The organism is Halobaculum gomorrense (assembly GCF_900129775.1).
Lineage (GTDB): Archaea > Halobacteriota > Halobacteria > Halobacteriales > Haloferacaceae > Halobaculum > Halobaculum gomorrense.
The window spans coordinates 106721-133567 of the sequence record NZ_FQWV01000003.1 but is presented as its reverse complement, the minus strand read 5'-3'; the positions used below and the strand labels follow the sequence as shown (position 1 = coordinate 133567).

Below are 26847 nucleotides of genomic sequence, written 5' to 3'. Positions count from 1 at the left end.
TGATCGGGCCTGCTGATGCGCATGGGCGCCAGTCGAACGACCGCCACGTGCGGCTGTCGCTGTCCACCTCTCATGACTGAACTCCGGGACGCTGATCTGGCATACGCGCCGCCGTTCAGCCCCGTCTGGGACCCGATTCTCACAGCGACGAACGTCCTCGAGGGGGAGTTGGCTAGCGAATGAGCAACAGAACTCCCGCCGAGTATGTCCGGGCACACCGTGAAGATCTGATCTCGTTCGGCCTCGACCTGCTCGCAATCGACACGGCAAATCCGCCGGGCGACACCCGCGAGATCGTCACCGAAATCGAGCGATTCCTCGAACCACTTTCAGTCGACGTCGAGCGTGCCGTGGCCGATCCGGCGAAACCGAACCTTCTCGTACGGGTTCCAGGCCAGGCGGACCAGACGCTGTTGTACAACGGCCATCTCGACACGGTGCCGTTCGATGCTGACGAGTGGACGCATGATCCTCTCGGCGAACACATCGATGACGGCGTCTACGGCCGTGGCGCGACCGACATGAAGGGTGCCGTGGCGTCGATACTGTTCGCGATCCAGGCCTTTGCCGCTACCGACGCAGATCCGCCCGTCGATCTCCTGTTCGCGTTCGTCAGCGACGAGGAAGTGGGCGGTGACGCCGGGCTGCCAGCGCTGCTGGCGGACGGCCAGCTCGACGCGGACGCGTGCGTGATCGGTGAACCGACCTGCGAGGCGGAGAGGTACTCAGTGACGGTCGCCGATCGTGGGAGCATCTGGTTGACACTCGAAGCGAACGGTGTGAGCGCCCACGGCTCACGCCCACCACTCGGCGTGAATGCGATCGACCGACTGTACGATGCGGTCGAGACCATGCGTGAACGGTTCAGCTCTGAGCGACTCGAGATCGCCGCCGACGTAGTTCCGATCATCGAGGAATCGGTCGAGTATTACGCCCCATCGATGGGCGAGGACGTCGCTCGCGAACTGTTCTGGTACCCCTCGATCAATCTCGGCATCTTGGAAGGTGGTGACGCGATCAATAGCGTCCCGCAGTCTGCCCGTGCTGAGGTCGACGTGCGGCTGGCAGCTGGGGTCCACACTCCCGACGTACTCGCGGGGATTCGGGAGTGTATAGCCGACTGCGAGGGGGTCACGAGTATGGATGTCTCTTGGAGTGTCGGCACTGCCGAGGCGCCCGACAGCCCGCTCGTCGAGGCTGTCGCGTCGACGGCAGCGGCTGTCACGGATACGCGTGTCTACCGCCGGAGTGCTACCGGCGGCGGTGACGCGAAGAAACTCCGGAATACGAGCATCCCGACCGTCGAATTCGCGCTCGGAACTGACACCGTCTATGCACCCGACGAGTACGTCCCAGCGGACGTGCTCGTTGACAATGCAGTCGTCTACACTCAACTTCCAGCCGCGTGGCGTTCCCAGATCGAGCAGTAGCGAATCTCCGCTGTGATTGGCCTGCCGTCAGATAGTCTCCAGTGGCAGCCTGTTCAGTAAAGAAGATTCAGGTAGATATGTTGGGCGTTGATGACGATATTTGTCGCGCCGGTCGGTCTTCTCACAGGCCCATATTAGTATTGTGGAGTAATCCCAAGACTATTAACCGCTCGGCACGTAGCGTCTCTAATGGCAATCAAAATCGCAGAGACGGGTAGTGTGATCTCGCTTGGCGATGACGATGATATCGAATCGGTGGTCGAAGACACCGGCGTCACCCTTGTGGAATTCTTCACGGAGTGGTGTGGCACATGCCAGCGAATGAAGCCGATGCTCGAAACGATCACAGCAGACACGGATACAGCGGTCGCAATGATTGATATCGAATCTCACCTCGAAACAGCGATCGAGTTCGGTGCCCAGAGCGCTCCCACGTTCGTTCTGTTCGCGGACGGCCAGCCGGTGAAACAGCTCCGGGGTGGCCAAACCGAGCAGTCACTCCGCGAACTGATCGCGACGTACAGCGACTAACGTACGATACACAATCGATGACTCCCATTGAACTCCGCGCTGACACGCCCGCACTACACGACGACGTCTACCTGAATTTTGGTGCTCACGGCCCGAGCCCACAGTACGTCGTCGAGGCTGCTGATGAGTTCATCCGGTCACACGAGTACGAGACGAACACGCGAAACGACCCCTACGAGGTGGCGTTCGACACATACGACCGCGTGCGGGAGCGCGTCGCCAGGTTCGTCGGTGCGGACGACGACGAGATCGCGCTCACGGAGAGCACGACCGCTGGCATCAACACCGTTGCGACCGCCATCGACTGGGAGCCCGGCGATACTGTCGTGCGAACCGACCTCGAGCACCCCGCCGGGATGCTCCCGTGGCAACGCCTGGAACAGACGGGCGTCGAGGTTCGCGTCGTCGAGACCGAGGACGGCCGCGTCGATCGCGACGCCTTCGCCGAGGCCGTCGCCGACGCGCGACTGGCCTGTTTCAGCGCGGTCACCTGGACACACGGTACCCAGCTGCCCGTCGCCGACCTCGTCGACATCGCCCACGACGCAGGCGCGTTCGCGCTCGTCGACGCCGTGCAAGTGCCGGGACAGCTCCCGATGGACGTCGGCGAGTGGGGTGCAGACGCCGTCGCGGCGGCCGGTCACAAGTGGCTGCTGGGGCTGTGGGGTGGTGGTTTCCTCTACGTCGACCGCAACGTCGCTGACTCCCTCACGCCCGCCACAGTCGGCTACCGAAGCGTCAAAACGCCGACTGAAGATCCCTACGAGTTCGCAGCTGGCGCCCGCCGATTCGAGGTCGGCTCGGCCAACCCGGCGCCACACGTCGCCCTGACTGAGGCCATTGATGCGATTGACGAGGTCGGCGTGGAGCGTATCGCTGGCCGGATCCGGGAATTGGCCGACCAGCTTACCACAGGCGTCCCCGACGATCGGCTTCTCAGTCCTGTAGACCCCGAGTCTGGACTTGTGACCATCGACGTAAACGACCCCGAAGCGACGGTCGACCGCCTCGCATCGGAGGGGATTATCATTCGTGCCTTGCCGACGCCGGCCGCCGTCCGTGCGTCGGTCCACGCGGTCAACACTCACGCCGAAGTCGAGCAGCTGCTGGACGCCCTCGAATCGGAGTGGACCTGACTCGACCGCCGTTCTCCGCCGTGCCCCGTTCTCACCGCTCCGCAGCGTCTACTCATGGAAATCGAACGCCGCTGCTGGAGTGGCCATCGGTGGATACCGCTATCGAAGAGAAATGCTGTCTGTTTCACTCGACCTGTACGCGACCGCTGTCGTCGACGACGACGTCGTGACAACGATACGCGAATTGAACTTCGAGGTCGGACGCCGTCGACTACTCGACCAACCGTTCTACTACATCCGGATCGACGACCTTGGCTAGCGGCGGGTCGAGTGCGACTGGTTCGATGCCCTCTACCTCTGCGACGGCGGCGACGATCTGAGGAATCGGGCTTTCGAGCTTGTTCATCGACGGTTAGACGAGGAGTTGGATGTCGGCGTCCGCCATGTCCTGGAGCGCGGTCGCCGCGCCGACGCCGGTGGTAACTCCGTCGTAGAAGTCGGCCTCGTCGTAATCCATCAGGTCGATGGTCATCTGGCAGGCCTGGAACTCCACGCCCATATCGAGGCTCGTCTCGATGAGTTCCTCGATCGTGGCCGTGTCGTTGTCCGCAATCTTCTTTTCCATCATCTTCGTGGTCACGCGGTCCATTCCCGGGAGTGCTGCGACGGCGTTCGGGACAGGCATGTTGGGGTTGCCGACGGAGCTGAGTTTCAGGCTCTTCGAGCGTTCCTCGTGGAGGATGTCCAGCCCCCAGAACGTGTGGAAGACGGTCACCTCGTAGTCGAACGCGGCCGCAGTGCTAGCGAGGATGAGCGGCGGGTACGCCATGTCCAGCGTCCCTTTCGTCGAGATGATGCTCATCTTCTTGGTGTCGTCCTGGTCGGTCGCCTCGGCGAGAGCGTCCTCCAGTTCGTCCACGCGTGCGGCCAGCTCCGCACGGGACGGCGTGTCGTCGACCGTCGCGTCAGGTGTGTCCGTGCTCATCGTTACTCCGTCTTGCGGATGTAGTGTGTGTACACGTCGTCGCCTTCCTCCTGGTCGACGAGTTCGACGCCGTCGGTGCCGGACGCCCACCCGTCGATGTCACTCATACTTCCCGGATCGGTCGCCAGCACTTCGAGGATCTCACCTTCGGCGAGGTCGTCGATGGCGGACTTCGTCTTCACAACTGGCATGGGACACGATGCACCCTTGACGTCGAGCGTCTCCGTGATGTCGAATTCAGCACTCATTGGGTATCTGCTCCGGTAGTCTGTATTGGAGCTAACGCACAATACCCCCCGCTCAAGTAAAAGATTGTCGATTCTTGTGAAGGCTACAAACTACTATTCTCCACACTTTCTCGGCCATAAGGGTTCGAAGGACGGTATAAGTGCGAAATAGCTACTCTCAGAGCGTGGAGCCACCGCCACAGTATTGTTCAGATTAGGAATTACTATGCGAATGCTTTTGTACGTCCACCCGGTAGAAGCGACTGCACAACATGGACGCCGACGACTTCCCGACTCCGGACGCCGACGTTGAATCCGTCGACCCGGACACGCTGAAGGACCGTATCGACGCCGGCGAGGACGTCACGCTCCTCGACGCGCGTATGCAATCGGACTACGAGGAATGGCGTATCGACGGCGACAACGTCACGTCGATCAACGTCCCGTACTTCGAGTTCCTCGACGAGGAGATCGACGAGGACGTCCTCGAGCAAATCCCGGCTGACCGCGAGGTGACCGTCCTGTGCGCGAAGGGCGGGGCCAGCGAGTACGTCGCGGGTACGCTCGCGGAACGCGGCTACGACGTCAACCACCTCGAAGATGGAATGAACGGCTGGGCGAGCATCTACGAGGCCGTCGAAGTCGAGCGCTACGACGGCGCCGGCACGCTGCTACAGTACCAGCGGCCCTCTTCGGGCTGTCTCGGCTACATGCTGTACGATGACGGTGAGGCTGCGATCATCGACCCGCTGCGGACGTTCACCGACCGCTATCTCGAGGACGCCGACGACCTCGGTGTCGACCTGAAATACGCGCTGGACACCCACGTCCACGCCGACCACATCTCGGGCGTGCGCAACCTCGACGATGAAGACGTCGAGGGAGTCATCCCCGAGGCTGCGGTCGACCGTGGTATCACGTACGCGGACGAACTGACGACCGCTGCCGACGGCGACACATTCGACGTCGGTGACGCCACCATCGAGGCCGTCCACACGCCCGGCCACACGACCGGAATGACCTCCTACCTCGTCGACGACAGCCTGCTTGCGACCGGCGACGGGCTGTTCATCGAGAGCGTCGCCCGCCCCGACCTCGAAGAGGGCGACGATGGCGCGCCCGACGCGGCCCGGATGCTCTACGAGTCGCTACAGGAGCGCGTCCTGACGCTTTCCGACGAGACGCTCATCGGTGGCGCCCACTTCAGCGACGCCGCCGAACCCGCCGCAGACGGAACCTACACCGCGCCCATCGGTGACCTCGTCGAGGAGATGGACGCCTTGACGATGGACGAGGACGACTTCGTCGAGCTCGTCCTCTCGGACATGCCGCCCCGCCCGGCCAATTACGAGGACATCATCGCGACGAACCTCGGGCAGAACGCCGTCGACGACGACGAGGCGTTCACGCTCGAACTCGGGCCGAACAACTGTGCTGCGAGCCAGGAATCCCTCGCGGGTGACTAATACCGCCAATGGTGACTGATCCACTCGTCCTCCAGCTGGCCGCCGAGCTGTTCCCCAACGGGATCAGTCGCTACGCTATCGGCGGCCTGCTGGTCGGCCTCGGTGCGGTCGTGATCTACGTGGGCACGGGTATCCCGGCCGGCGCGAGCACGTTCCTCGAGTCGACGCTGTCGTACGTCTCGGACCAGTCGCGCTTCCAGCGGTACGTGGGCTCCCGTGACTGGCGCGTCGTGTTCACCCTCGGCATCATCCTCGGTGCCGCGGTGTTCGCGGTGACGGTCCAGTCTGGCGTCATCACGACGTCGCTTTATCGAGCTGGCTCCACCGGTCGGACCTACGAACTCGCCGGTATCACGCTGTGGCTGACCGACGTCCAGCCGTGGCGGCTGTTCCTCGGCGGCATCCTCGTCGGGATCGGTACCCGAGTCGGGAAGGGCTGTACGTCCGGACACGGCGTCTGCGGCGTCGGGTCGGCGTCGAAGACGTCCATCGTCGGGGTGGCGACGTTCCTGCTGGTCGCCATCGGGACCGCACAACTCGTGGCAGCGCTGGGGGTGAGTCCGTAATGGCGGATCGACATCCGCTGTTCAAGCCGCTGATCCTCGTCGGCGGCCTGATCTTCGGATTCGGACTCGGCTTCAGCCAGATGGCGCGGCCGGAAGTCGTGTTGAACTTCCTCCAGTTCGAGGACTTCGGCCTGCTGTTCGTCATGTTCGGTGCGGCCATCGTCTCCGGCATTGCCTTCGCGGTGATGCCACGGATTCGAGACACCGCGCCGCTGACTGGCGACCGGTACGAACGGCGGTTGAAGCCGTTCGACAGAAACGTCCTCGTCGGTGGCGCCATCTTCGGCGTCGGCTGGGGGCTCTCCGGCATCTGTCCCGGTGCGGCCTACGCCAGCCTCGGTACCGGTAACATCACCATCCTCTGGGCGCTCGCCGGGATGTTCGTCGGCGCGTACGCACAGGGCTACTGGCGGAGCCAGCGTCAGGCACGTGACGCCGCCGCGACGGGCGCAGACTAACCCACTTCTATGGACCCCGCTCTCATCGCCCTCTTCACCGGGGCAGCACTCGCCAGCCTGTTCATGGCGTGGGTCATCGGTGCCGGGTCGAGCGGCGCCACGCCGTACGCCCCTGCTGTCGGGGCGAACGCCATCGCGACGATGCGCGCCGCGCTGCTCGTCGGGATTTTCGGCTTCGCCGGTGCCGTTATCCAGGGTGGCAACGTCTCGGAAGCCGTCGGGAGCGGCCTCGTCGGCGGCATCAGCCTGCCCGTCGCCGGGGTCATCCTCGTGCTCGTGTTGGGTGCGGGGCTGATGGCGGTCGGCATCACGACCGGCTATCCGATCGCGACGGCGTTCACCGTGACCGGCGCCGTCATCGGGGTCGGCCTCGCACTCGGCGGGACACCGGTCTGGTCGAAGTACCAGCAGATCGCCGCCGTCTGGGTGTTGACGCCGTTCGTCGGTGGCGGGATCGCGTTCACCATCGCGAGCCTCCTCCCGCGTTCCGGCGTCCCTGAACGGTACAGTATCCCTGTCCTTGCCGGCCTCGTCGGGGCCGTCCTCGTGAACGTCCAGTTCAGCTTTCTCGGTGAAGGGAGCGCGGCGGGAACTGTCCGCGGGCTCGGACAGCGAGTGCTGGCGGTCGACGGGCTCGCATCGGCGTTCGGAATTACCGTCCTCACGGCGCTGGCTATCGCAGCTGTCGTCTGGTGGGATATCAGCCGTGACGAACGCGGCGGTCTGCGTCGGGTATTATTGGCGCTCGGATCGCTCGTGGCGTTCTCCGCGGGCGGGAGCCAGGTCGGGCTCGCCGTTGGTCCGTTGCTCCCGCTGCTTGACGAGATCGGGATGGTTTCGACGTTCGCCGTACTTGTTGGCGGTGGTTTGGGGATGCTCGTCGGCTCGTGGACGGGGGCGCCCCGGATGATCAAATCGCTGGCGCAGGACTACTCGTCGTTGGGGCCGCGGCGCTCCATCTCGGCGCTCGTCCCCTCGTTCCTGATTGCACAGCTGGCCGTCCTGCTCGGCGTTCCCGTCTCGTTCAACGAGATCGTCGTCAGCGCTATCATCGGGAGCGGCGCCGCCGTCGGCGGGCGGGCGGCGGTGGATGCCCGAAAAATCGGTATGACCGTGGGAGCGTGGGTTGGGTCGTTCGTTCTCTCGTTCGCGCTCGCGTATGTCGCTGGCACGGTGCTGCTGTAGCCGCTGCTGACGGTGTTAGTCCGCGGCCTGTTCGGTTCCTCGACCGCTCTCGACGCCCAGTGGATCGGCCGTTGAGGTTGCGGTGACCAGCCGCAGGAACTGGCCTGCATTCGTGAGCAGTTTGTTTTCTGCCTTCCGGAGGTGTTCTTCGTACGTCGAGCGAGCGACGGCAGTTTGTTCGGCGAGGTCACGAAGGGAGGTCTTTCGGGGTTGTTCGTAGTAGCCACGTTCGAGGGCAAACTGGAGTGCGGCTAGCTGCCGGTCAGTGATGTCTTCGAACAACTGATTCGCCGGCGCCAACATACTATGCGGAATCTGTGTCTCCGAGATAGACGTCTTCGAGAGGAGTTCGATCTCTCTGTCGGAACGAAGCGATTCGAGCAGTTCGCGCACGTCCTCGCCGTCGAACGCGACGACCGTGTAGTGCTCCCAGCCCTGGCGGTAGATCGTCGGTGACTGGTATAGGCAGTTGTGCTCCTCGAAGCGGTCGATGACGGAGTCTTCGAGCGAGCACAGACAGGACTGAGTGACTACGTGATACCCGTTGTCGTCCGCCGATTCGTACAGTACGGTGCCGATCTCGTTGATCTCGTCGAGTAGCTCGTCGGTCGGCGTCGTCTCCGTCGTGATTTCGAGCACTTGGCAGTCGCTCAACGGCCACTCGCGTATCGTCAGATCGGGGTATCGCTCCGAGATACGTCGGTACGGGCATTCGTGTTTGACCCGTATCGAGGCCTCGTACAGGCTCATACGACCAAATTTGGACTGGTCAAAATTAACGGTGCCGGTCATGTCCGGCAGCACCTATATGCAAATATACCTTCTATTCAGGAATACTGATGCAGGAGATCACGCCGGAAGAACTCAGCGAACAATTGCGAAATGGTGATGACGAGCCGCTCGTCCTCGACATTCGCCACGAAGCGGATTTCGAGGACTGGCATATCCCGGGCAGCACCAACGTCGATGTCTACGACCAATTAACAGACGACCCTGAACAAGCCAAGGAAGCCCTCTCAGACCTTCCCCGTGACGAGCGAATCGTCACTGTCTGTGCCGCTGGTGTCGTCTCTCAAACCGCGACAGAAGTCCTCCAGGAGCTGGACTACGATGCTGTGACGCTCACCGATGGGATGAACGGCTGGAGCCGTGTCCACCGCCACGCGCAAGTGCCCGCTGATCTCGATGGCACGCTCATTCAGGTCGCACGCCCGGGGAAGGGCTGCCTCTCGCACGTTCTCGTTTCAGATGGTGAAGCAGCCGTCTTCGACCCGTCACACTATCTCGACGAATACGAGGCGATCCTCGACGAGTACGACGCCGAGATTGTCGGCGTCTTCGACACACACGCTCACGCGGACCACGTTTCAGGGGCGGCAGACCTCGCTGCCCGCCACAACGTTCCATACTATCTCCACCAGAAAGATGCGCTCGCACTCGACGCGACGCCAGTCGAGGATGGGGAGACCGTCTCAGTCGGCAGTCTCGACATGGAGGTCGTCCACACGCCCGGCCACAGCGAGGGAAGCGTCTCCTTCGATGTCAAGGGTGCGGCGCTTCTGACTGGCGACACGCTGTTCCATGACAGCGTCGGTCGCGTGGAACTCGGTGTCGAAGCCGGGATCGAAGACTCCGAGCTAAAACAGAACGCGGCGACGCTCTACGAGAGCCTCCAGCGATTACTGGACCGTCCAGACGACGCGCTGGTCCTGCCAGCACACGATCCTGGCTCCCCTGAACCGCCGGTGACCGCGACCCTTGCGGAGGTCAAGGAACGGAACGACGACCTCGGCCGCGACCGAGAGGAGTTCGTCCGCGAACTCGCAGCTGACATCCCGGATCACCCGCCGAACTTCGAGCGCGTCAAGCGGACGAACGTCGGACAGGAATCGGTCCCTACCGACGAACTGGCCGAGTTGGAACTGGGCCCCAACAACTGCGCTGCTGAATGAATCCATGAGTACGGGAGCTGAAATCAAACAAGGAATCCGCGAGCACCTCGGACAGTTCTCACTCCACGTCCTGCTGGTGTTCGCCACGGGCCTGACCATTGGGTCTGAACGGACCGTCGTCCCTGTCCTTGGCGAAGAGGTACTCGGCGTTGAGTCGTTCCTGGTTATCGGCTCGTTTGTCGTCTCGTTCGGGATCGTAAAGTCGATCCTCAATCTCTACGCCGGCAAATGGGGTGAGGAGTACGGCCGCAAGCCAGTACTCGTCGCAGGGTGGGCAACGGCACTCCCCCTGCCGATTATCCTCATCTTCGCTCCGAGTTGGGGCTGGATCACCGTCGGGAACATCCTGCTGGGTATCAACCAAGCGTTGACGTGGAGTATGGCGATCAACGCGAAGATCGACCTCGCGAGCACAGACCAGCGTGGCCTCGCGGTCGGCATCGACGAGGCGTTCGGCTACACCGGCGTTGCCGTCGGGGCCTGGATCACAGGCGTTATCGCCGGTCAGTGGAGCCTCCGGCCGGAGCCGTTCTACTTCCTGGCTGTCGTCGTCGTGCTGGCGTTCCTCATCTCGATCTTCTTGATTAAGGAGACCGTCCAGTACGCCCAAGCTGAGGGGGATGACGACCACCACGACGCGAACCTGCCGTTCAACGAGGTCCTGAAGCGGGCAACCTACGGCGACCGGACGCTGTTCGCCGCGGCACAGGCCGGTCACATCGAGAACTTCGTCGACACGTTATTCTGGATTGCCGTCCCGCTGTACCTGACGAGCCAGGGGCTGGGCATCGCAGCGGTCGGGGTCGTCGTCGGTGTTCACAGCGCGATGTACTTCCTCCAGATCGCGACCGGTGGGCTCGCGGACCGCATCGGTCGCCGCCCGCCAGTCATCGCGGGGATGTTCCTCGCTGGCGCGGGCGTCCTTGGGATGGTGCTCGTCGATAGCTACATCGCGTGGGCCGTGCTGGCTGGCGTCTCCGGGCTGGGCATGGCGCTGCTCTACCCGAACCTGATGACAGTCCCGAGCGATGCGGCCCACCCGACGTGGCGCTCGGCGGGGATGGGCGTCTACCGGATGTGGCGGGACTCTGGCTACGCAGTCGGCGCGGTCCTGATCGGACTCTCGATGGAGTTCGTGAATGCGGCGGCCGCGTTCTACGTGACTGCCGGCCTGATGTTCGCGTCAGGTGCAGTGGTGTACGTCTGGATGGAGGAGACTCATCCCGAGTTCGGTACGCACGAGCCTCCTGCACCTGCGACAGTTGGAACGGTGGAGGGCGTCACCGAAGACTGACTACTCAGTGTCGGTCCCCTCCCGTGGGCTCCACACGCGATCCGAGAAGCGACTGGGTCTGCCGACATTCAGCGATATCACGACTCTGGTGTCTTTCTCTCAGACTGCCCGGGGTGGCGGAACGAGGAAAACGTTCCCCGTCGCCCGTGCGACGATCTCCTCTGAAACGCTGCCCAACAGAAGCCGCCGGATACGGCTTCGTCCTTTCGACCCGACGAGGATCGTCGACGGCTGTACGTCTGCTTCGACGGCGAGGATTTCGTCGGCGGGATCGCCCTGCAGGACCTCGATCCGTGTCTTGATGCCCCAGCTTTCCAGCGTGTTCGCGTGCTCGGCCAACTGCTCCTGAGGGCTGATATCGACGTCGAGCCCCTCGTCCTTCGGCGACCGAACGTGAACAAGCGTGGCTTCCTCGGTTGCGTGATGGAGATAGGAGAAGGCAGTGAACGCTCGGTCGGCGTGTTCGGAGAAGTCTGTCGCGAAGAGCACACGCTGGAAGAGGTGTTCTCGGAGAACCTCTGGTTCGTCGGTCGCCCGTTCGATGCGGTTGACCAGCAATGGAACGACGGTCGTCCGCGCAAGATTTCGGGCGGTCGAGCCGATGACACGATTTTCGAGCGGGCTCTGTCCCCGTGAGCCGACGACCACGAGGTCGGCGTGGATGGTCTCGGCAATACCGTTGATCCGACGATAGGGTGTCCCTCGGACGACGTGGGCCTCGACGTCGAACCCGGCGGACTCGATAACCGTTCGATACTGGTCGAGCGCCTGTTGGCGTCGCCCCTCGAAGTTCACACCGGGCATGCCGGAGTGAACGTTCGCCGGGACGACGGTCACGAGATGGATCGTCTCGACGCCGATGCGTCCCAGACACTCGAGGCAGGTTTCGTTCTCTATTGCGGCCTCGCTTGCAGCCGATAGGTCAGTCGCGCACAGGGCCCTCATATCGGGTATTAGTCGTGTGCCGACAACATGGTTTTGCTCAACAGGTGGCGCTGTCTGTGGTGGTAGCCTGAATTAGACCGGTTGATTTTTAGAGATGTCTTGGTGTATATGTTCTCTCTAAGTTATCGGAACTCCCCTCGTGGTTACCCGAATATAGTATTGTGCGATAGTCCCAAAACCGTTTTGTACCCCGGTCGGCTACGTAGAATTGCACAGAAAAGTATGAAGCGGATAAGTCTAACTGTCATAGAAGAGGTGGCGTACAATGATCGGTGTTGAATCGCTGGGCGGATGGGGACAAGCAGCGACCGTCATCGGAATCGTGCTACTGGAGGCAATTGTGCTCTATGTCGGGTATGGAGCACTCGAAAAGCTCGTCGGCTCGAAGCTCATTGCCGCAATTCGAGGTGATCAGTGATGGAGATTTTCGGTATCGCTGCATCACTACTCGTGATGTTTACCGGGTTCGGCCTGCTCATCGGCCTCCTGTTCGGGTTTTTCGGAATGGGTGGGTCGTTCCTCGTTACGCCAGCGCTGCTCGTAATGGGGTATGAGCCCAGTGTCGCCGTTGCATCTGGGCTTGCCTTCGTGTTCGGGACGTCAGTCATTGCGACGTTGAAGCATCGCGACCTTGGACAGGTCGATTACAAACTCGGGGTGCTGATGATCGCTGGCACTACAGCTGGCATTGAGGTCGGGAAGCAGGGGCTCCATTGGATGGAATCACTCGGTATCGCAGGGACCGTCGTCAGCGTCGCGTACGTCGTCCTGCTTGGCGGCATCGGACTGTTCGTCACGCGAAATGCGCTTAAAGACGATGGCGGCGGTGGCATCAGTCACGACGCCGACGTCGACGGTGACCTTGATCCGGAAGATATCCCTGACATCGCGAAGAAGATCCAGTCGTACGAGGTTCCGCCGATGATGACGCTTCGCGGCGGCGTGACGGTTTCGCTGTGGATGATCCTCGCCGTCGCGTTCGCTACGGGGCTGTTATCCGGCTTCCTCGGTGTGGGCGGCGGTTTCATTCGGATGCCCGCCCTGTTCTACCTCGTGGGTGTCCCCGTGCCCGTCGCGGTCGGGACCGACCTGTTCGAAATCGTGTTCTCGGGCGGAATCGGGAGCTTCCTCTACGCACTCGACGGGGCAGTCGATCTCGCGATCGTCGCACCGTTGCTTGCAGGAAGCGCCCTCGGGGCCCGGATCGGCGCTGCGGCAACGAGTATCGTCGACGAGGATGAAATCAAGGTGTACTTCGGTGTGATGCTCCTGCTGGGAGCGATTGCCGTGGCCGTGCGCAAAATCGGCGGTGTCATCGAGATGCCCATTCTTGACACCGTCGCACTGGTCATCATCATGGGTGCAGCACTCCTCGTCAGTAGTGCGGTCGTCTACAGCTCTATCCAGGAGCTTCGGACGCCGTCTGCCGACACTGATTCCATCACCGCTGACTGACGAGCCCTCCCGCAGTTCCGTTGTAGCACACAAGTCTTTATCCGGCCGAGATCTCTGTTTCTCTCCGTTTTGACTACGGGTTCGTACAGGATTGTGGATTCTATACACAAGTCTTTTAACAGCCCAGTACGTACAGATACGCGATAACAATGCCAGATTCGATGTCTGAACAACTCCGTCGGGATATGGAGTGCGAGGGACTGCTTGAGTGCTTCCACGGTCTCAAAGAACTCGACAAGGAGTGCTTCCGGGCGCTCGTCGATGCCGAGGAGCCGTTGACTGTCGACGAAATCGCCGAGGCTGTCGATCGTGAACGGTCGACTGCGTACCGTGCGGTCCAGCGGCTTCTCCAGACCGGCTTCATCGAGAAAGACCAGGTCAACTACGAGCAGGGCGGCTACTACCACGTCTACTCGCCGACGGACCCGTCGCAGATCGCCGACGACATGCAGCGGATGCTCAACGACTGGTACGCGAAGATGGGCCAACTCATCCAGAAGTTCGAAAACAAGTACGAGCAGTCCGACAATACTGTTCCCGCTGCTGAAAGCTAACTCTTCTCTTCGTTCTGTATCAGATCTCACCCGTTTCGTTGGTGAGCTGGGTTTCCAGTAATCCAGAGACACCTGCAGCGCCGCGTGCAGATGCTATTGTATAATATTGCGTATATTCTACAAGTCTACTAATTGCCGACGGTGCGTACGTACTGGTGATGGCAACTGACACTGCAGGCGACGCTGGCATCACTACCACGAGTGAACCGCTTCACATCAACGGACACTCCAAACTCGATGAGATCGTCGCCGAACACGATGTCGTCCTCACGGACTTCTACGCCGACTGGTGTGGTCCCTGCCAGATGCTCGAGCCGGTCGTCGAGCACCTGGCCGTGGAGACTAATGCAGCCGTCGCCAAGGTCGACGTCGATGCTAACCAGCAACTCGCTAGCGTATACGGCGTTCGGGGCGTCCCGACTCTGATCCTGTTCGCCGACGGTGGGCAGGTCGAAGAGATCGTCGGGGTCCAGGGCGAAGAGCAACTGCGCTCCCTGATCGGGAGGTACACCGAGTGAACCGAGAAACTATATTTTGGGTAACAGCCTCCCAGTCTTTCGATGTCCTGAGCATCGAGCATCTGATGTGGGACCGACCCGGTGTGGCTGTTCCCCGTTGTCGGCTTCGAAAGCGGCGTCCCCGGTAGGTGCGTCGTTCATGTTGGCCGCAATCCGTGTGAGAAGGGATGTGCTCCGCCGACAAGCCCGAACCGGGAGTATAGAAGTCAGTTCGCTGCTTCGTCCCGAACAGGCGAAGACGATTCCGTGCTGACCATATCCCGTCGGACGGTCATGATGACTCCGCTGGCAAGCATCAGGACGGCGATCGCAACCATTCCACCATCCACACCCATGTCTCCAGCTGCCATCCCCCCGTCCATACCGGACCCCATGCCGGAGTCCATTCCGCCACTCGTGCGTTCGGTGGTCATCATAATTCCCTGATTCGATCGGCTTGGTCGTCCGGGTCAGTGACGGCCGTCCGAAGGTCGTGGTCGACGGCCAACCCGAGGACGTCCTCGGCCAGGTCCTCGATGTCGCCGGTGACAGCCTCGAGGACATCGTCTTCGTCGTAACTAGTGCGCTCGGCGCGGCCGATGGGATGACAACGGCGAGCACGACCGCGCGGGGGACGGTCCGAGTCGGGTCCTCGGCATCCTCGGCGGCGGTGAACGCGACGTTGAGCTTCGCCGAGAGGTCGATTCCCAGTAGTTGGTCGCGGAGGCGACGACCGCGGCGAGCAGGAACGCCAGCGGTACCGACTCGCCGGCGACCCCCGCGGCGGCGCCGAGGATCGCGTAGATCCCGGCCCCGAGGATCAGTCCGACGCCGTAGACGACGACCTCGAAGCGGCCGAGGTCCCGCCGGAGCGACGGCGAGGCCGCGCCGGTCACGCCCGCCGTACCGGGTGCGACACCGTCCGTCGCGCCGGGCGTATCGCCGTCCTCAACTCGGGAGCCGTCTGACGGGCTCACACGTCGGGGCTCGACTCCTTGCGTCCGGTGAGGCTGTCGGGAACGAGCCGGTAGAACTTAAATTGCACGTCCGCGGTCGGCCGACCGAAGATGTCGACGAGCGGGATTCCCACCCTATCGAGCCCGGCCAACGTCTCCGTCGAGATGTCGTCGTCGGTGGTCCGTTCGAGGCTGCCAGACGCGACGACGCTGTGCCACCGGCCGTCAACGGTGTCGTAGCTGACGAAGGTGACGGCGCGGTCGTCGAGCGGGGGCTTTCGGCTGTCGCCGCCGACGGCCAGCCTGAAGTAGAACGTCGTCTCGCGCTCGTCGTACCCGTAGGAGACGGGGACGCTGTGGGGCGGGTCGTCGGTCCCGCCGTCGCCGGAACCCAGCGAGAGGACGCCGACGCCGCCGCTCCCGAGGAATTCGTCGCGCTCGGCGTCGTCCATGGTCACCGCATCTGGAGCGCTCATACCCGCAGATACGTCACCGAGCGTGAAAAAACGCGCCGGCGGATCCCGGCGGACCCGAAGAGACTCGCGCCCGTTCGTGCGGACCGACCGTCGACATCCTCCCCCCCGCCTGAAGGGCGAGGATTCCCGACCGCGGTGGGATAACCGATCTCCCTGTTCGATCACGCGGTCATCAAACGGGTCGCCGCGATGTCGACGCGCCGACGCCGCGGCGACCGATGAGTTATACGCGGTCCGACGAATTCGTCGATATGGCAACAGTTCGCAAGGTCGTCGTCGACGTGTTGAAACCACACGCGCCGCCGCTCGTCGAGTTCACCGAGCGGGTGAGCGAAACAGCGGGGGTCGACTCGGCGAGTTCGCGACTCATCGAACTCGACCGCGACGTGCAGAACATCGAGGTGACCGTCGAAGGGGTCGATGTCGACTACGGTGCCGTCGTCGACGCCGTCGAGGGGATCGGGGCGACGGTCCACTCGGTCGACGAGGTGGTCTGCGGCGACGGTCCCTCAACCGACACGTTCGCGGCGGAGTCGGACGGCTGATCGACCGTGTCGTCGCTCCGAACGCGGTTCGCACGGACGCTCGCGCGCGACGACGTCCGGGCGATCGCCCGCCGGTATTTCGTCTCCAACGGATTCGACGGGACCTTGACCGGGATCGGGATCGTCGTCGGCGCCGTGCTGTCCGGGGTCCCGAGCGGGACCGTCGTCATCCGGATCGGCCTCAGCGCCGCCGTCGGGCTGGGGACCTCGGCGGTGTGGAGCGTCTGGGAGATCGAACGCGCCGAGACGCGAGCGGAGATCCGCCGACTGGAGGCGACGATGCTCGTCGACCTCGACGACACGCGGATCCAGCGTGAACAGTCGACCACCCGAGTCGTGCACGCCGTCGCGAGCGGGCTCGGCCCTCTGATCGGGATCCTCCTCCCGCTCTCGCCGTTCGTGTTCGAGGGGGGCGCGTTCACGATGGTGACGGCCGGAGTGGCCTCCGTCGCGATCGCGGTCTGCGTGCTGGGCGCCTTCGGGGCGTACATGGGCTCGATCTCCGATCAACGGTGGTACGTCGCCGCCGCCAGAATGGGGCTCGCCGGCGTGGTCGTCGCCGGGATCAACGTCGCGTTGCCGGCGTGAGGCCCACCGCCGGACACCCACGCTGTCGGACGGGTCAGGTGCCCCGGGCGTGCAACGAGTGCCGCTCGCCGCGGTCCCGCAGGTCCGACTCGGACGCCGCCCCGAGTCACCGATCGCCGTCGACCCCGTCGAACCCGCTGAAGTACCTCGCGCCGGTCTCCGCGGCCGCATCGAGCGTCGCGTACGTGTCCGCGCCGCCCTCGGCCTCGGATATCACCCAGTCCACGCCGTGCTCGCGGGCGGCGCAAGCGACGGCCGACAGGTCGAGGTCGCCCTCCCCGAGTGCGGCCGTCGTCCCCGACTCGCCGTCGTAGTCTTTGAGGTGGACGAGGTCGACGCGGTCGGCGTACCGCGCGAGCAGCGCCAGGGGGTCGGCCCCCGCGGCGCCGGCCCATCCGAGGTCCAGTTCGAAGCAGACGCCGTCGGCCGCCGCCAGCAGGCGATCGAGGACGTACTCGCCGTCGACGCGGGCGAACTCTTGATCGTGGTTGTGGTAGTGGAGGTCGAGGCTGTGTTCGGACACGGCGTCGGCGGCCGCAGCGAGCCGGTCCGCGGTCTGCCGAACCGCCGCAGCAGACCGGAAGTGGTCCGGGTCGAGCCACGGGACGACAATGCGATCACAGCCGAGCGTCCGGCACGTCGCCGCGACCCCCGCGGGATCCGCCTCGATCGTCTCCATATCGGCGTGTGCGGCCGCGGCCGACACGCTCGCGGCGTCGAGCGCCTCACGGACGGCGTCGGCGTCCTCGCCGGCGACCCCCTCGGCGTCCACCCGCGCGAACTCCACCCCCTCGATACCGGCGTCGCCGACGCGGTCGACGACCGCGGCGAGGGGGTCGTCGATATCGCGGAGGCTGTACAACTGAAAGCCGAACCGAGACCGGCTCCCGCGGCCGGAATCGCTCATTCGCGTTCCTCCCCGTCGCCGGCGGGTGATTCCGCTCCCACGTCGTCGGCCCCAGAGAGCACCGACTCCGGCAGGTACGCCGAGACGGTCCAGTTCGGCGCGTCGACGACCTGACTGATCTTCAGGTCGACCGCCGCCGAGCACAGCACGTACGCGTCCGGGCGGGAGAACCCGCGCTGCTCGTGGAGGTGGGCGACCATGTCGCTGATCGCGGCCTTCGCCGCGTCCATCAGATCCGGCTCGATGCCGGTCGTCGCGTACATCCGTTCGTCGCGCCCGGTCGGGGTGAACGGGCCGTCCGTCTCGAACTGCGGCCCGTCGACGGCGGGGTCGCCGCCGGGAGTGTCGTCGACGAGGTCGAGGCGGGCGGTGACGGCCATCGGCGCCTCGATGCCCGTGAGACACACCTCACCGTCGCCCTGCGCGGCGTGGCAGTCGCCGATCGAGAACAGCGCGCCGGCCGCCTCGACGGGCAGGTACAGCCGCGAGCCGACGGTCAGGTGCTTCACGTCCATGTTGCCGCCGACCCGACGCGGCGGCATCGTCGAGTGCGGTCCCACGTCGCCGGGAGCGACGCCGAGGTTGCCCGGGAACGGCGCCAGCGGCACCGCCACGTCCGGCGCGCCGTCGTCGGCGAACGTGGCTACCGGCGTCCCGTCGCAGCGGGCGTCGAGGTCCCACTGCCTGACGTGCGGCTCGCGGAACTCCTCGGGGAGCAGGCCGCCCTCGCGCTCGCCCGGGGAGACCGCGGTGACGCCCCAGCCGCGGTGCTCGACCGCGAGCAGGTCGACCGCGAGCGTGTCGCCCGGCTCGACCCCCTCGACGGCGACGGGGCCGGTGAGCGGGTGGCCGTCCGCGTCGACGGCGAGCAGTTGCTCGACGGTCGCAGGCGGGTCGACCTGGCCGTCGTAGGCGTCGCGGCAGTCGAAGCGGACGACGCTCCCCGGCTCAACGGTGAGCGCGGGATCGATCGCGGCGTCCCACTCGTAGTGGACGGCGTCGTCGGCGGACAACTCATACTCTGGGGCAGGCGCGTCGGGGACGGCGAAGCGGCGCTGTGTCACTGGTTGCTGTGTCGTCGCCACCGGCATAAGTCGATCCCGGTGACCCGGGCCGCTGGCGGCGATAGGTAGGAGTAGGAGTGGCAGTGCCGACGGTACCGACGGAAGGCGGACGCGCGAGACGAAAGGTTCAGACGCGCCGGCGACGGACTCCGACCGTGACACGGTATCGATCGCTGGGGCTGTTTCTCGTGCTGGCGGCGATCTGGGGTTCGGCGTTCATGGCGATCAAGGCGGGCTTGGCGTTCTTTCCGCCGGTGCTGTTCGCTGCGCTTCGCTACGACATCGCCGGGGTCGTGATGCTCGCGTACGCCCTGTACGTCACGGACGTGCCGCTACCTCGCGACCGGGCAGAGTGGACCGAGGTGGCGATCGGCGCGGTACTGCTCATCGCGGCGTATCACGCGCTGCTGTTCGTCGGCGAGCTCGACCCGCGGGTGACGAGCGCGGCCGCGGCAGTCGTCGTGAGCCTCAGCCCGGTGCTCACGACCGGGTTCGCGCGGGTGCTGCTCCCGAGCGAGCGGCTGACGGCGGTCGGGATCGTCGGCATGGTCCTCGCCCTCGTCGGCGTGGCGGTCCTCTCCGAGCTCGATCCGTCGAACCTCCTCGCGGGCGGCACCATCCCGAAGCTGCTCATCCTCGGCGCCGCGGCGGCGTTCGCCCTCGGGAGCGTCCTGACGCGCCGCGTCGGCTCCGACCTCCCGATCGCGACGATGGAAGCGTGGTCGATGATCGGCGGCGCGGCGATCATGCACGCCGTCTCGCTCGCGCTCGGCGAGTCGCTCGGGAGCGTGGTCCTCAATCGGGAGTCGATTGCCGCGCTCGCGTACCTCTCGCTGGCCGCCAGCGCCGTCGGCTTCCTCATCTACTTTGAGCTGCTTGACCGGCTCGGGCCAGTCGAGATCAACCTCGTGAGCTACGTCGCGCCGGTGTTCGCGGCGCTGGCGGGGTGGGCGCTCCTCGACGAGGTCCCGACGGCCCCAACGGGCGTCGGCTTCCTGCTCATCTTCCTCGGCTTCCTCCTGCTCAAGCGGCACGCGATCCGCGCCGAGGTCGCGGGCCTGGTCGAACGGGATGCCCCGACCACCGACTGAACAGTTCGGGCCGAGAGGGGCCGGAAGCGCGCCGCTCCCGTCGTCTCCGGCGGACTTATCGGGGGCGGCGGAAACCACTCGACACCATGGATCTGCGACTCGGCGACTACATAGACGACTTCGCACGCCGTGACTGGCAGACGCTCGACCCGGCCGCGGTCGACGACCCGATCCGCATCGCGCTGGTCGGCCTCGGCTGGTTCACGAGGGAGTGGGCGCTCCCCGGCATCGAGCGCTCGGCGTTCACCGAGGCGACCGTCGTCACCGACATCGACCCGGACGCGATCGAGTCGGTCGCGTCCGGAACCGACCTGACCGGCGTCGACCCCGAGGCGTTCTGCGCGGGCGAGGTCGCCGACGAGTACGACGCGGCGTACGTCGCGACGCCGAACGCGACGCACCTGCCGTACGTGGAGGCGGCGGCCGAGCAGGGGACGGCGGTGCTGTGCGAGAAGCCTGTGGAAGCGTCGACCGACCGTGCCGAGCGCCTAATCGAGGCGTGCGAGGACGCGGGTGTTCCCCTGATGGTCGGCTACCGGATGCAGACGGACCCCGTCGTCAGGCGGTTGCGGGACCTCCTCGACGCGGGCTTCGTCGGCGACCCGGCCCACGTGCACGCGACGATGTCCCAGACGATGCTCGGCGAACTCACCGGAGACCCGGATCAGTGGCGCCTCGACCCGGAGCTCTCGGGTGGCTGTGCCCTCATGGACATCGGCATCTACCCGCTCAACACGACGCGATTTGTCCTCGACGACGACCCGGTCGCGGTCTCAGGCACCACTCGCACCGAGCACGAAGCGTTCGCAGGCGTCGACGAGCACGCCGACTTCCGGCTGGAGTTCCCCGACGGCGTCGCGGCGATGTGCACCGTCAGCCAGAACGCGGCCCACGCGAGCCGCCTAGAGATCACGGGGACGGAGGGGCGGCTGGTCCTCGACCCGGCGTTCTACGAGCGCGAGGAGCGCGAACTGGCGGTCGAACGCGGCGGCGTCCGGATGGACGTGGAAGTCGACCCCGTCCACCAACTGGAGGAGGAGTTCGCGTACTTCGGCCACCACCTGCTGACGGACACGCCCGTGCACCCCGACGGGCGTCACGCGCTGACCGACTCGCGCGCGCTGGAGGCGATCTACGAGTCGGCCGAGACCGGAGAGGTCGTTCGACTCCCTGCGTAGCCGGCTCCGACCCGCGGGGAGGCCGGCCGTCGGGCCGACCTACGGTCGGTCCCTATCGGACTCCCACTCGCTGGCGGTGGCGTCCAGTCGGTGGGCCTCCTTGACGAAGTCGCTGTAGTGGGCGACGATGTCGCCGTGAGTCACGATCCCGACGAGTTCGGTGTCCTCGACGACGGGGAGCTTCTTGATCCCGCCGTCGTTCATCTGTTCGACCGCCGACCTGACCGTGGCGTCGGCGCCGATCGTCTTCAGCGGATGGCTCGCGGCCTTGTCGACCGGAACGTCGCCGAGCGGCCGGCCGGTGATGACGCCCGCACGGAGGACGTCCGTCTCGGTGAGGATCGCCAGCGGGGTGCCGTCCTTCGTGATCAGCACGCTCCCGATGTCGGCGTCGAGCATGCGCGCTGCGGCCGTGTGAACGGTCGCGCCGGCGTCGCAGGTGACGACCTCCCGCGTCATGAGGTCCCGAACGAGCATACGCGATCGTCGCGGCGGGGGGACTCAGTTGTGTCGCTCGATCGGTTCCCGGTGCCCGTCGGCGGTCGCGGTCAGGCCACGTACCCGCCGTCGACGACGAGCGGGTGGCCCGTGACGAACGACGACTCCTCCGAACAGAGCCACACGACGGCGGCGGCCACCTCGTCGGGGTCGCCCATCCGACGCAGCGGCTTCGCTCGGACGATCTGGTCGATCCCCTCCTCGCCCATCTCCTCGCTCGCCCGGTCGATCATCTCGGTGTCGATGACGCCCGGACAGACCGCGTTGACGCGAACGCCCGCGGGGCCGTACTCGGCGGCGGCGACGCGCGTGAGGCCGACGACCCCGTGTTTGCTCGCGACGTAGGGACCGCCGCCGGCCGCGCTGAGCCCAGCGATCGAGGACATGTTGACGATCGCGCCCCCGCCGTTGTCCGCCATCACGGCGAGTTCCTCGGTCAGGCAGTTCCACACGCCGGTCTGATTCACGTCGATCACCCGCTTGTAGTCGTCGAGCGACTGGTCGGAAAGCGGCGCGCTGCTGCCCTCGATCCCGGCGTTGTTGCACGCGAAGTCGGGTACGCCGTAGGTGTCGATCGTCGACTCGACGAGCGCCGCGACGTCGTCGTCGTCGCTCACGTCCGTCTCGACGGCGGTGGCCTCGCCCCCGTCCGCTTCGATCAGGTCCACGGTCTCCGCGAGGTCGTCCGCGTCGATGTCCGCGACGACCACGCTCGCGCCCTCCGACGCGAACCGACGCGCGCTCGCCCGCCCGATCCCCGCTGCCGCACCCGTGACAACCGCGACCCCGCCGTCGATCCCGTTCATTGTTCCGTCGGTCACATCGCCTCTGATTGACAAATAGGCTCCGCCGCGCTATCCCGCGGCGGACGGTCGGACGGTCAGGACGGCGACCGAGAGGACGTACGCGACCGTGGCGATCAGGTACGTTCCGCCCGCGGCGGCCGGCGCCGCCCCGAGGCCGACGCCGGCGCCGCCGACGGCGCTGGCGACCGCGGCGACGACCGGGAGCGCGCAACTGGCGCAGGACCCGAGCGCGATCACCCCCCCAACGCCCGCGGAGGCGCCGTACGCGGCGACGTCGCGGACGGCCAGCGAGACCAGGTACGCCAGCGCCGCGTAGCCGACCACCCGGTAGGGAAACAGGAACAGCGAGACGACGGCGCCGTCGAAGCGCACCATCGGCCCCCACCACGGCGGGAGCAACACGACATCGAGCCCCGCGGCCGCGCCCGAGGAGAGCCCGACCGTTCCGGTGAACCACCCGAGGACGATCGCGTAGCCGGCGCCGACGAGGCCGGCCAGCGCGAGAACGCTTCGGCTGGAGGCCGGTCGGTCGGCGTGGCGGACGCCCACGGCGGCGACGGTGATCCAGACGAACGGGATCGCGAGCGTCCGCGGCGCCGCGAGCCCCGCGTCCGTCGCGACGAGGTACGCGAGCGCGAGCGCCGACTGCGCGCCCAGGGCGAACACCGCGGTCCTGGCGTACGCCGCGGGCGGATCGACCGTGAACCGCGTCGGGAGCCGGTTCACGCTCGCGCCCCTCCCTCGCGGGCGTCGCCGTCGCCCGGGTCGCTCGGACCGCCGTCGGCGACGGACGCTCGCCGCCGGCCGGCGTCTCGCGCGTCGGGGTCCGAGTCGCCGATCCTCGGCGGGGTGTCCCCGTCGCCCGACGAACTGGTCTCGTCGGGTTCGCCCGCGTCAGGTCTGCGTTCGGGGTCCGGCCCGATCGAGCGCGCGGAGTTCCCGACGACAAGCAGGCTGGAGGCGGCCATCGCCACGGCCGCCAGAAGCGGGGTGACCACGCCAAGCACCGCCGCCGGGACGGCGATCGCGTTGTAGAGGAACGCCCACGCGAGGTTCTCTCGGACGCGCCGCCGGGTCGCCGCGAGCGTGTCGAGCGCGCGGTCGACCGCGGCGAGGTCCCGGCCCACGAGCACGGCGTCCGCGGCGTCGGCCGCCAGCTCGGTCCCCGACGCCACCGCGACCCCGAGGTCGGCGGCCGCGAGCGCGGGCGCGTCGTTGCTCCCGTCGCCGACCATGGCGACCGTGCCAGATTCGCGGAGCCGGCGGACCGTCTCGGTCTTCGCCTCGGGCGGGAGCCCGGCGTACACCTCGTCGACGCCGTCGGCGTCGCGGAGGCGGTCGGCCGCCGGCCCCTCGTCGCCGGTGAGGACGACGACGCGGCGGTCCTCGCCGAGCGCCGCGACCGCCGCGCGCCAGCCGGGGCGTGGGTCGTCGCGCGCGACGAGCACGCCGCGGACCGCGCCGCCCCAGCCGACGCACGCGGCGAGGTGGCCGGCCGCCTCGGCGGCGGCGTATCGCTCCCGCATAGCCGCCGGCACGTCGATGCCATCGTTCGTGAACAGCGACTCCCCGCCGACGGTGACGCGGGCGCCGCCGTCAACGCGGCCGGAGACGCCGCGGCCGGGGTGCGTCTCGAACCCCTCGACCGAGGAGTCCGGTCCGAACTCGGGGGGATCCGACCGACGGGTCGCAGCGTCGACGATCGCGGCGGCGACCGGGTGGTCCGAGCGCGCCTCGACGGCCGCGGCGCGCCCGAGCAGCTCGTCGCGGCTCGTCTCCTGGGCGGGGAGCGCCTCCCTGAGCGCCATCTCACCGGTCGTCAGGGTCCCCGTCTTGTCCAGCGCGACGACGTCCACGTCGTCGGCCGTCTCGACGGCGCTCCCGTCGGTCAACACGACGCCGTCGGCGAGCAGCGAGCGCGTCCCGGCGGCGATCGCGAGCGGCGTCGCCAGCCCGAGCGCGCACGGGCACGAGACGACAAGCACCGCCAGCCCGGTGAGCAGCGCCGCCGTGGGCGGCGTCCCGAGCGCGAGGTGGACGGCGAACGCGAGCGTCCCGAGCACGAGCACGACCGGAACGAAGACCGTCGCCAGCGCGTCGGCCAACCGCTGGGGGGCGCCCTCGCCGCGCACGTCCCACAGCAGCGAGACGACGCGGTCGAGGGTCCGCGCTCCGCCGTCGTCGGCCTCGACGGCGAGGCGGCCGTCAGAGACGACCGTCCCGCCGCGGACGGTCGCGCCCGGACCCCTGCGGACGGGCAGCGACTCACCGGTGACGAGCGACTCGTCGACGGCTGCGGTCCCCTCCCGGACCGTCCCGTCGACGGGGACGCGCTCGCCGGAGCGGACGACCACCCTGTCGCCCCCCTCGACCGCCTCGACGGGCACGATCTCGGTGCCGTCCGGGGTGACGAGGCGGGCCTCGGCGACGCGGTCGCGGGTGAGGTCCGTCAGTTCGCCGACGGCGCGGCGCTTGACGCGCTCCTCGTAGTAGGTGCCGACGGTGACGGCCACGACCACGACGATAGTCACGTCGAAGTACACCTCGACGCGCCCGAGCAGGATCCCCAGCGTGCTGTAGAGGTACGCGGTGGTCGCCGCGAGCGCGACGAGCAGGTCCATGTTCGGCTGGCGGGTCCGGACGGCGACGTACGCCCCCCGGAGCAGCGGCGCGCCGGTGTAGCCCAGCACGACCGTCGCCGACACCCAGACGTTCGCGAGGAGGAACGAGCCGGCGCCGCCCCGCAGGCCGAACAGCAGCGCCTCCGGCGGCAGCCCGAAGTACGTCGGGTACAGGAACAGGACGTACCACAGCATCGCCATCATCCCGAAGAAGCCGCCGACGAGCAGTCGTCCGATCGTCTCGTCGTCGTCGCCAACGCCCTCGCCGTCGGTCGTCGGCGCCGCCGCGTAGCCGACGCCCGCGACCGCGTCGGCGACGGCGCCGGGGTCGGTCCGTTCCGGGTCGTACCGGACGCGCATCGCGTCCGCGGGGAAGTTCGCGTCAGCCGCGGCGACGCCGTCGACGCCGCCGGCCCGACCCTCCAAGAACGCCTCGCAGCTCGCACAGTGCATGCCGTCGACGTGGAGGTACGCCGTCTCAGCGTCCTCTGGAACGGCCGCGTCGGCGCCGCCGAGAGCGTCACCGCCATCGCCGCCGGCTCCGTCCCGAACCGCCGCCCGCACGTCACCCGCGTCGACGGCGGCCGGGTCGTCGAGCGTGCGCGCGACCTCGAGACATCCCCGACAGCAGAACTCGCCCTTGACGCCGTCGTCGGTGACGGCCGGCTCCGGCGTCGACAGGCCGCACAGCGTGCAGCCGCCCCGTCCCCCCGGCTCGTCGCTCACGGTGACGGCACCTCGGCGTAGTGCGGCAGGTGGATCATCGGGACGGGAACCCCGAGGAGGCCGAGCCCGTGGAGGAGGGGGAACAGCCCGAGCAGCAGGAACGCGGCGCCGAGCGCCCGGTGGACGCGGTCGCGGGTCGACGCCGGCACGGCCCCGAGGACGGTCGCGTACCCGACCATCGCGGGGGCCGTGCCGACGCCGAGCGCGCCGAGCGCGAGCGCGCCGGCCGTCGGCGACCCGCGCGCGAACGCGTAGAGGTACGCCGGGTACAGCAGGGGACACGGCAACAGCGCGTGGACGGCGCCGAGCAGCGCCACCTTCGGACCGTCCGCCCACGCCTCGGCTCGCTCGCCGGCGACCCGCGCGACGCGGGCGAACGCCGACGAGACGCCGGGGATCGGGATCCGACCGGGGTCGAGCGGTCGGCCGCGGAGGTAGCCGGCGCCCACCACCAGGACGACGGCTCCCGCCGCGACGCCGGCGACGCCGCGGACCACGTCAGCGCCCGCGAATAGGCTTCCGCCGGCGATCGCGGCGCCGCCGAGCGCGCCGAGGACGGCACCGACGAGCGCATACGTCCCGACGCGCCCGAGCGTGAGCAGCCCCTGCTGGCGAACGTCGCGCAGCGTCACGCGGCCGGCGCCGTCGCTCGCGTGGCCGGCGTAGGCGGTCACGAGCGGCCCGCACATCCCGAGACAGTGCGCGCCGCCGAGCAGCCCGACGAGGAAGAACGCCCCGAGTTCGACCGCGCCCAGTGCTGCGGTCATCTC

The 26847-nt window shown here is 66.6% G+C and carries 31 protein-coding genes; 17 read left to right on the top strand and 14 right to left on the bottom strand.

The window, feature by feature from the left end:
- The first annotated feature begins 179 nt into the window (after nt 1-179).
- The 3 genes from BUE16_RS06860 to BUE16_RS06850 all read left to right on the top strand — a co-directional run bounded on the left by BUE16_RS06860 (nt 180) and on the right by BUE16_RS06850 (nt 3097).
- Nucleotides 180-1430, top strand: a complete 1251-nt coding sequence (locus BUE16_RS06860; protein WP_073307935.1) for a M20 family metallopeptidase — start codon at nt 180-182, stop codon at nt 1428-1430.
- Between the two features lie 189 nt (nt 1431-1619).
- Nucleotides 1620-1961, top strand: a complete 342-nt coding sequence (locus tag BUE16_RS06855; RefSeq protein ID WP_073307933.1) for a thioredoxin family protein — start codon at nt 1620-1622, stop codon at nt 1959-1961.
- A 17-nt stretch (nt 1962-1978) separates the two neighbouring features.
- On the top strand, nt 1979-3097 hold the full coding sequence (locus BUE16_RS06850) for an aminotransferase class V-fold PLP-dependent enzyme (RefSeq protein ID WP_073307931.1): 1119 nt from the start codon (nt 1979-1981) through the stop codon (nt 3095-3097).
- A 211-nt stretch (nt 3098-3308) separates the two neighbouring features.
- Here the strand turns inward: BUE16_RS06850 and BUE16_RS16655 are convergent, their stop codons facing one another.
- The 3 genes from BUE16_RS16655 to BUE16_RS06840 are packed head-to-tail and all read right to left on the bottom strand — an operon-like array spanning nt 3309 to nt 4270.
- The gene (locus BUE16_RS16655; protein ID WP_159435743.1) at nt 3309-3443 is read right to left on the bottom strand and encodes a HalOD1 output domain-containing protein; all 135 of its coding nucleotides are present in this window, start codon (nt 3441-3443) and stop codon (nt 3309-3311) included.
- Nucleotides 3444-3449: 6 nt separating this feature from the next.
- Nucleotides 3450-4022: a DsrE/DsrF/DrsH-like family protein gene (locus BUE16_RS06845; protein WP_073307929.1), complete on the bottom strand. Its 573-nt coding sequence runs from the start codon at nt 4020-4022 to the stop codon at nt 3450-3452.
- A gap of 2 nt (nt 4023-4024) precedes the next feature.
- Nucleotides 4025-4270 (bottom strand): sulfurtransferase TusA family protein, encoded by a 246-nt coding sequence (locus BUE16_RS06840; RefSeq protein WP_073307927.1) that lies wholly within the window; start codon nt 4268-4270, stop codon nt 4025-4027.
- 251 nt (nt 4271-4521) lie between these two features.
- Here BUE16_RS06840 and BUE16_RS06835 point away from each other — a divergent pair, with 251 nt between their 5' ends.
- The 4 genes from BUE16_RS06835 to BUE16_RS06820 are packed head-to-tail and all read left to right on the top strand — an operon-like array spanning nt 4522 to nt 7924.
- Nucleotides 4522-5715: an MBL fold metallo-hydrolase gene (locus BUE16_RS06835; RefSeq protein WP_073307925.1), complete on the top strand. Its 1194-nt coding sequence runs from the start codon at nt 4522-4524 to the stop codon at nt 5713-5715.
- Between the two features lie 8 nt (nt 5716-5723).
- The gene (locus tag BUE16_RS06830; RefSeq protein WP_073307923.1) at nt 5724-6281 is read left to right on the top strand and encodes a YeeE/YedE family protein; all 558 of its coding nucleotides are present in this window, start codon (nt 5724-5726) and stop codon (nt 6279-6281) included.
- On the top strand, nt 6281-6739 hold the full coding sequence (locus BUE16_RS06825) for a YeeE/YedE family protein (protein WP_073307921.1): 459 nt from the start codon (nt 6281-6283) through the stop codon (nt 6737-6739). The genes BUE16_RS06830 and BUE16_RS06825 overlap by 1 nt, the downstream gene beginning before the upstream one ends.
- Nucleotides 6740-6748: 9 nt before the next feature.
- Nucleotides 6749-7924: an inorganic phosphate transporter gene (locus BUE16_RS06820; protein WP_073307919.1), complete on the top strand. Its 1176-nt coding sequence runs from the start codon at nt 6749-6751 to the stop codon at nt 7922-7924.
- Between the two features lie 15 nt (nt 7925-7939).
- Here BUE16_RS06820 and BUE16_RS06815 read toward each other — a convergent pair whose 3' ends face one another.
- Nucleotides 7940-8674: a helix-turn-helix domain-containing protein gene (locus BUE16_RS06815; RefSeq protein WP_073307917.1), complete on the bottom strand. Its 735-nt coding sequence runs from the start codon at nt 8672-8674 to the stop codon at nt 7940-7942.
- A gap of 89 nt (nt 8675-8763) precedes the next feature.
- On the opposite strand from BUE16_RS06815, the gene BUE16_RS06810 reads away from it, so the two are divergent.
- Both BUE16_RS06810 and BUE16_RS06805 read left to right on the top strand, forming a co-directional pair.
- Entirely contained in the window at nt 8764-9876 is a 1113-nt protein-coding gene (locus BUE16_RS06810) for an MBL fold metallo-hydrolase (protein ID WP_073307915.1), read from the top strand.
- A gap of 4 nt (nt 9877-9880) precedes the next feature.
- The gene (locus tag BUE16_RS06805) at nt 9881-11170 is read left to right on the top strand and encodes an MFS transporter (RefSeq protein ID WP_073307913.1); all 1290 of its coding nucleotides are present in this window, start codon (nt 9881-9883) and stop codon (nt 11168-11170) included.
- Nucleotides 11171-11269: 99 nt separating this feature from the next.
- On the opposite strand, the gene BUE16_RS06800 is transcribed toward BUE16_RS06805, so the two are convergent.
- Nucleotides 11270-12115, bottom strand: coding sequence for a universal stress protein (locus BUE16_RS06800; RefSeq protein WP_073307911.1), 846 nt, complete (start codon nt 12113-12115; stop codon nt 11270-11272).
- Nucleotides 12116-12380: 265 nt separating this feature from the next.
- Between BUE16_RS06800 and BUE16_RS16915 the strand changes: the two genes are divergently transcribed.
- The 4 genes from BUE16_RS16915 (at nt 12381) to trxA (ending at nt 14642) form a co-directional block, all read left to right on the top strand.
- Complete coding sequence (locus BUE16_RS16915) at nt 12381-12533, top strand: DUF7512 family protein (protein ID WP_200778389.1); 153 nt, start codon at nt 12381-12383, stop codon at nt 12531-12533.
- Complete coding sequence (locus BUE16_RS06795) at nt 12533-13570, top strand: sulfite exporter TauE/SafE family protein (RefSeq protein WP_073308450.1); 1038 nt, start codon at nt 12533-12535, stop codon at nt 13568-13570. The genes BUE16_RS16915 and BUE16_RS06795 overlap by 1 nt, the downstream gene beginning before the upstream one ends.
- 149 nt (nt 13571-13719) lie before the next feature.
- Nucleotides 13720-14124, top strand: a complete 405-nt coding sequence (locus tag BUE16_RS06790; RefSeq protein ID WP_073307909.1) for a helix-turn-helix domain-containing protein — start codon at nt 13720-13722, stop codon at nt 14122-14124.
- A 158-nt stretch (nt 14125-14282) separates the two neighbouring features.
- Nucleotides 14283-14642, top strand: coding sequence for a thioredoxin (trxA, locus tag BUE16_RS06785; RefSeq protein ID WP_073307907.1), 360 nt, complete (start codon nt 14283-14285; stop codon nt 14640-14642).
- Nucleotides 14643-15199: 557 nt separating this feature from the next.
- Here trxA and BUE16_RS06775 read toward each other — a convergent pair.
- Both BUE16_RS06775 and BUE16_RS06770 read right to left on the bottom strand, forming a co-directional pair.
- Nucleotides 15200-15598, bottom strand: coding sequence for a hypothetical protein (locus tag BUE16_RS06775; RefSeq protein WP_073307905.1), 399 nt, complete (start codon nt 15596-15598; stop codon nt 15200-15202).
- Nucleotides 15595-16053, bottom strand: coding sequence for a pyridoxamine 5'-phosphate oxidase family protein (locus tag BUE16_RS06770; protein ID WP_073307903.1), 459 nt, complete (start codon nt 16051-16053; stop codon nt 15595-15597). The genes BUE16_RS06775 and BUE16_RS06770 overlap by 4 nt, the downstream gene beginning before the upstream one ends.
- Before the next feature lie 251 nt (nt 16054-16304).
- Between BUE16_RS06770 and BUE16_RS06765 the strand changes: the two genes are divergently transcribed.
- Together BUE16_RS06765 and BUE16_RS06760 are read left to right on the top strand one after the other, a co-directional pair.
- Complete coding sequence (locus tag BUE16_RS06765; RefSeq protein ID WP_073307901.1) at nt 16305-16598, top strand: DUF211 domain-containing protein; 294 nt, start codon at nt 16305-16307, stop codon at nt 16596-16598.
- 6 nt (nt 16599-16604) lie between these two features.
- Nucleotides 16605-17186 carry a VIT1/CCC1 transporter family protein gene (locus tag BUE16_RS06760; protein WP_073307899.1) on the top strand — a complete coding sequence of 194 codons (582 nt, stop codon included), beginning with the start codon at nt 16605-16607 and terminating at the stop codon, nt 17184-17186.
- Nucleotides 17187-17292: 106 nt separating this feature from the next.
- Here the strand turns inward: BUE16_RS06760 and BUE16_RS06755 are convergent, their stop codons facing one another.
- Entirely contained in the window at nt 17293-18093 is an 801-nt protein-coding gene (locus BUE16_RS06755; protein ID WP_073307897.1) for a sugar phosphate isomerase/epimerase family protein, read from the bottom strand.
- A complete protein-coding gene (locus BUE16_RS06750) occupies nt 18090-19157 on the bottom strand; it encodes an acetamidase/formamidase family protein (RefSeq protein ID WP_234972340.1) in 1068 nt (355 codons plus the stop codon). Before BUE16_RS06750 ends, BUE16_RS06755 begins: the two co-directional genes overlap by 4 nt.
- Before the next feature lie 155 nt (nt 19158-19312).
- On the opposite strand from BUE16_RS06750, the gene BUE16_RS06745 reads away from it, so the two are divergent.
- Nucleotides 19313-20248, top strand: a complete 936-nt coding sequence (locus tag BUE16_RS06745; protein ID WP_073307893.1) for a DMT family transporter — start codon at nt 19313-19315, stop codon at nt 20246-20248.
- An 86-nt stretch (nt 20249-20334) separates the two neighbouring features.
- Nucleotides 20335-21426 carry a D-xylose 1-dehydrogenase Gfo6 gene (gene gfo6 / locus BUE16_RS06740; RefSeq protein WP_073307891.1) on the top strand — a complete coding sequence of 364 codons (1092 nt, stop codon included), beginning with the start codon at nt 20335-20337 and terminating at the stop codon, nt 21424-21426.
- Nucleotides 21427-21465: 39 nt separating this feature from the next.
- Here gfo6 and BUE16_RS06735 read toward each other — a convergent pair whose 3' ends face one another.
- From BUE16_RS06735 to BUE16_RS06715, 5 genes are all read right to left on the bottom strand, one after another.
- Nucleotides 21466-21903: a CBS domain-containing protein gene (locus BUE16_RS06735; RefSeq protein WP_073307889.1), complete on the bottom strand. Its 438-nt coding sequence runs from the start codon at nt 21901-21903 to the stop codon at nt 21466-21468.
- 71 nt (nt 21904-21974) lie between these two features.
- The gene (locus tag BUE16_RS06730; protein ID WP_073307887.1) at nt 21975-22730 is read right to left on the bottom strand and encodes a glucose 1-dehydrogenase; all 756 of its coding nucleotides are present in this window, start codon (nt 22728-22730) and stop codon (nt 21975-21977) included.
- 48 nt (nt 22731-22778) lie between these two features.
- Nucleotides 22779-23456, bottom strand: a complete 678-nt coding sequence (locus BUE16_RS06725; RefSeq protein WP_073307885.1) for a DUF7546 family protein — start codon at nt 23454-23456, stop codon at nt 22779-22781.
- Nucleotides 23453-26077 carry a heavy metal translocating P-type ATPase gene (locus BUE16_RS06720; RefSeq protein ID WP_073307883.1) on the bottom strand — a complete coding sequence of 875 codons (2625 nt, stop codon included), beginning with the start codon at nt 26075-26077 and terminating at the stop codon, nt 23453-23455. The genes BUE16_RS06725 and BUE16_RS06720 overlap by 4 nt, the downstream gene beginning before the upstream one ends.
- Nucleotides 26074-26844, bottom strand: a complete 771-nt coding sequence (locus BUE16_RS06715) for a sulfite exporter TauE/SafE family protein (RefSeq protein ID WP_073307881.1) — start codon at nt 26842-26844, stop codon at nt 26074-26076. The genes BUE16_RS06720 and BUE16_RS06715 overlap by 4 nt, the downstream gene beginning before the upstream one ends.
- Nucleotides 26845-26847 lie beyond the last annotated feature (3 nt).

What these genes read in the sequence shown, in the direction of transcription:
- BUE16_RS06715 (WP_073307881.1), bottom strand. Translation starts at nt 26,844, where the DNA reads ATGACCGCAGCACTGGGCGCGGTCGAACTCGGGGCGTTCTTCCTCGTC.
- BUE16_RS06795 (WP_073308450.1), top strand. Translation starts at nt 12,533, where the DNA reads ATGGAGATTTTCGGTATCGCTGCATCACTACTCGTGATGTTTACCGGG.
- BUE16_RS06850 (WP_073307931.1), top strand. Translation starts at nt 1,979, where the DNA reads ATGACTCCCATTGAACTCCGCGCTGACACGCCCGCACTACACGACGAC.
- BUE16_RS06825 (WP_073307921.1), top strand. Translation starts at nt 6,281, where the DNA reads ATGGCGGATCGACATCCGCTGTTCAAGCCGCTGATCCTCGTCGGCGGC.
- trxA (WP_073307907.1), top strand. Translation starts at nt 14,283, where the DNA reads ATGGCAACTGACACTGCAGGCGACGCTGGCATCACTACCACGAGTGAA.
- BUE16_RS16915 (WP_200778389.1), top strand. Translation starts at nt 12,381, where the DNA reads ATGATCGGTGTTGAATCGCTGGGCGGATGGGGACAAGCAGCGACCGTC.
- BUE16_RS06790 (WP_073307909.1), top strand. Translation starts at nt 13,720, where the DNA reads ATGCCAGATTCGATGTCTGAACAACTCCGTCGGGATATGGAGTGCGAG.
- BUE16_RS06840 (WP_073307927.1), bottom strand. Translation starts at nt 4,270, where the DNA reads ATGAGTGCTGAATTCGACATCACGGAGACGCTCGACGTCAAGGGTGCA.
- BUE16_RS06765 (WP_073307901.1), top strand. Translation starts at nt 16,305, where the DNA reads ATGGCAACAGTTCGCAAGGTCGTCGTCGACGTGTTGAAACCACACGCG.
- BUE16_RS06770 (WP_073307903.1), bottom strand. Translation starts at nt 16,053, where the DNA reads ATGAGCGCTCCAGATGCGGTGACCATGGACGACGCCGAGCGCGACGAA.
- BUE16_RS06810 (WP_073307915.1), top strand. Translation starts at nt 8,764, where the DNA reads ATGCAGGAGATCACGCCGGAAGAACTCAGCGAACAATTGCGAAATGGT.
- BUE16_RS06800 (WP_073307911.1), bottom strand. Translation starts at nt 12,115, where the DNA reads ATGAGGGCCCTGTGCGCGACTGACCTATCGGCTGCAAGCGAGGCCGCA.
- BUE16_RS06730 (WP_073307887.1), bottom strand. Translation starts at nt 22,730, where the DNA reads ATGAACGGGATCGACGGCGGGGTCGCGGTTGTCACGGGTGCGGCAGCG.
- BUE16_RS06755 (WP_073307897.1), bottom strand. Translation starts at nt 18,093, where the DNA reads ATGAGCGATTCCGGCCGCGGGAGCCGGTCTCGGTTCGGCTTTCAGTTG.
- BUE16_RS06845 (WP_073307929.1), bottom strand. Translation starts at nt 4,022, where the DNA reads ATGAGCACGGACACACCTGACGCGACGGTCGACGACACGCCGTCCCGT.
- BUE16_RS06820 (WP_073307919.1), top strand. Translation starts at nt 6,749, where the DNA reads ATGGACCCCGCTCTCATCGCCCTCTTCACCGGGGCAGCACTCGCCAGC.
- BUE16_RS06815 (WP_073307917.1), bottom strand. Translation starts at nt 8,674, where the DNA reads ATGAGCCTGTACGAGGCCTCGATACGGGTCAAACACGAATGCCCGTAC.
- BUE16_RS06805 (WP_073307913.1), top strand. Translation starts at nt 9,881, where the DNA reads ATGAGTACGGGAGCTGAAATCAAACAAGGAATCCGCGAGCACCTCGGA.
- BUE16_RS06830 (WP_073307923.1), top strand. Translation starts at nt 5,724, where the DNA reads ATGGTGACTGATCCACTCGTCCTCCAGCTGGCCGCCGAGCTGTTCCCC.
- BUE16_RS06855 (WP_073307933.1), top strand. Translation starts at nt 1,620, where the DNA reads ATGGCAATCAAAATCGCAGAGACGGGTAGTGTGATCTCGCTTGGCGAT.
- BUE16_RS06835 (WP_073307925.1), top strand. Translation starts at nt 4,522, where the DNA reads ATGGACGCCGACGACTTCCCGACTCCGGACGCCGACGTTGAATCCGTC.
- BUE16_RS16655 (WP_159435743.1), bottom strand. Translation starts at nt 3,443, where the DNA reads ATGAACAAGCTCGAAAGCCCGATTCCTCAGATCGTCGCCGCCGTCGCA.
- BUE16_RS06735 (WP_073307889.1), bottom strand. Translation starts at nt 21,903, where the DNA reads ATGCTCGTTCGGGACCTCATGACGCGGGAGGTCGTCACCTGCGACGCC.
- BUE16_RS06860 (WP_073307935.1), top strand. Translation starts at nt 180, where the DNA reads ATGAGCAACAGAACTCCCGCCGAGTATGTCCGGGCACACCGTGAAGAT.
- gfo6 (WP_073307891.1), top strand. Translation starts at nt 20,335, where the DNA reads ATGGATCTGCGACTCGGCGACTACATAGACGACTTCGCACGCCGTGAC.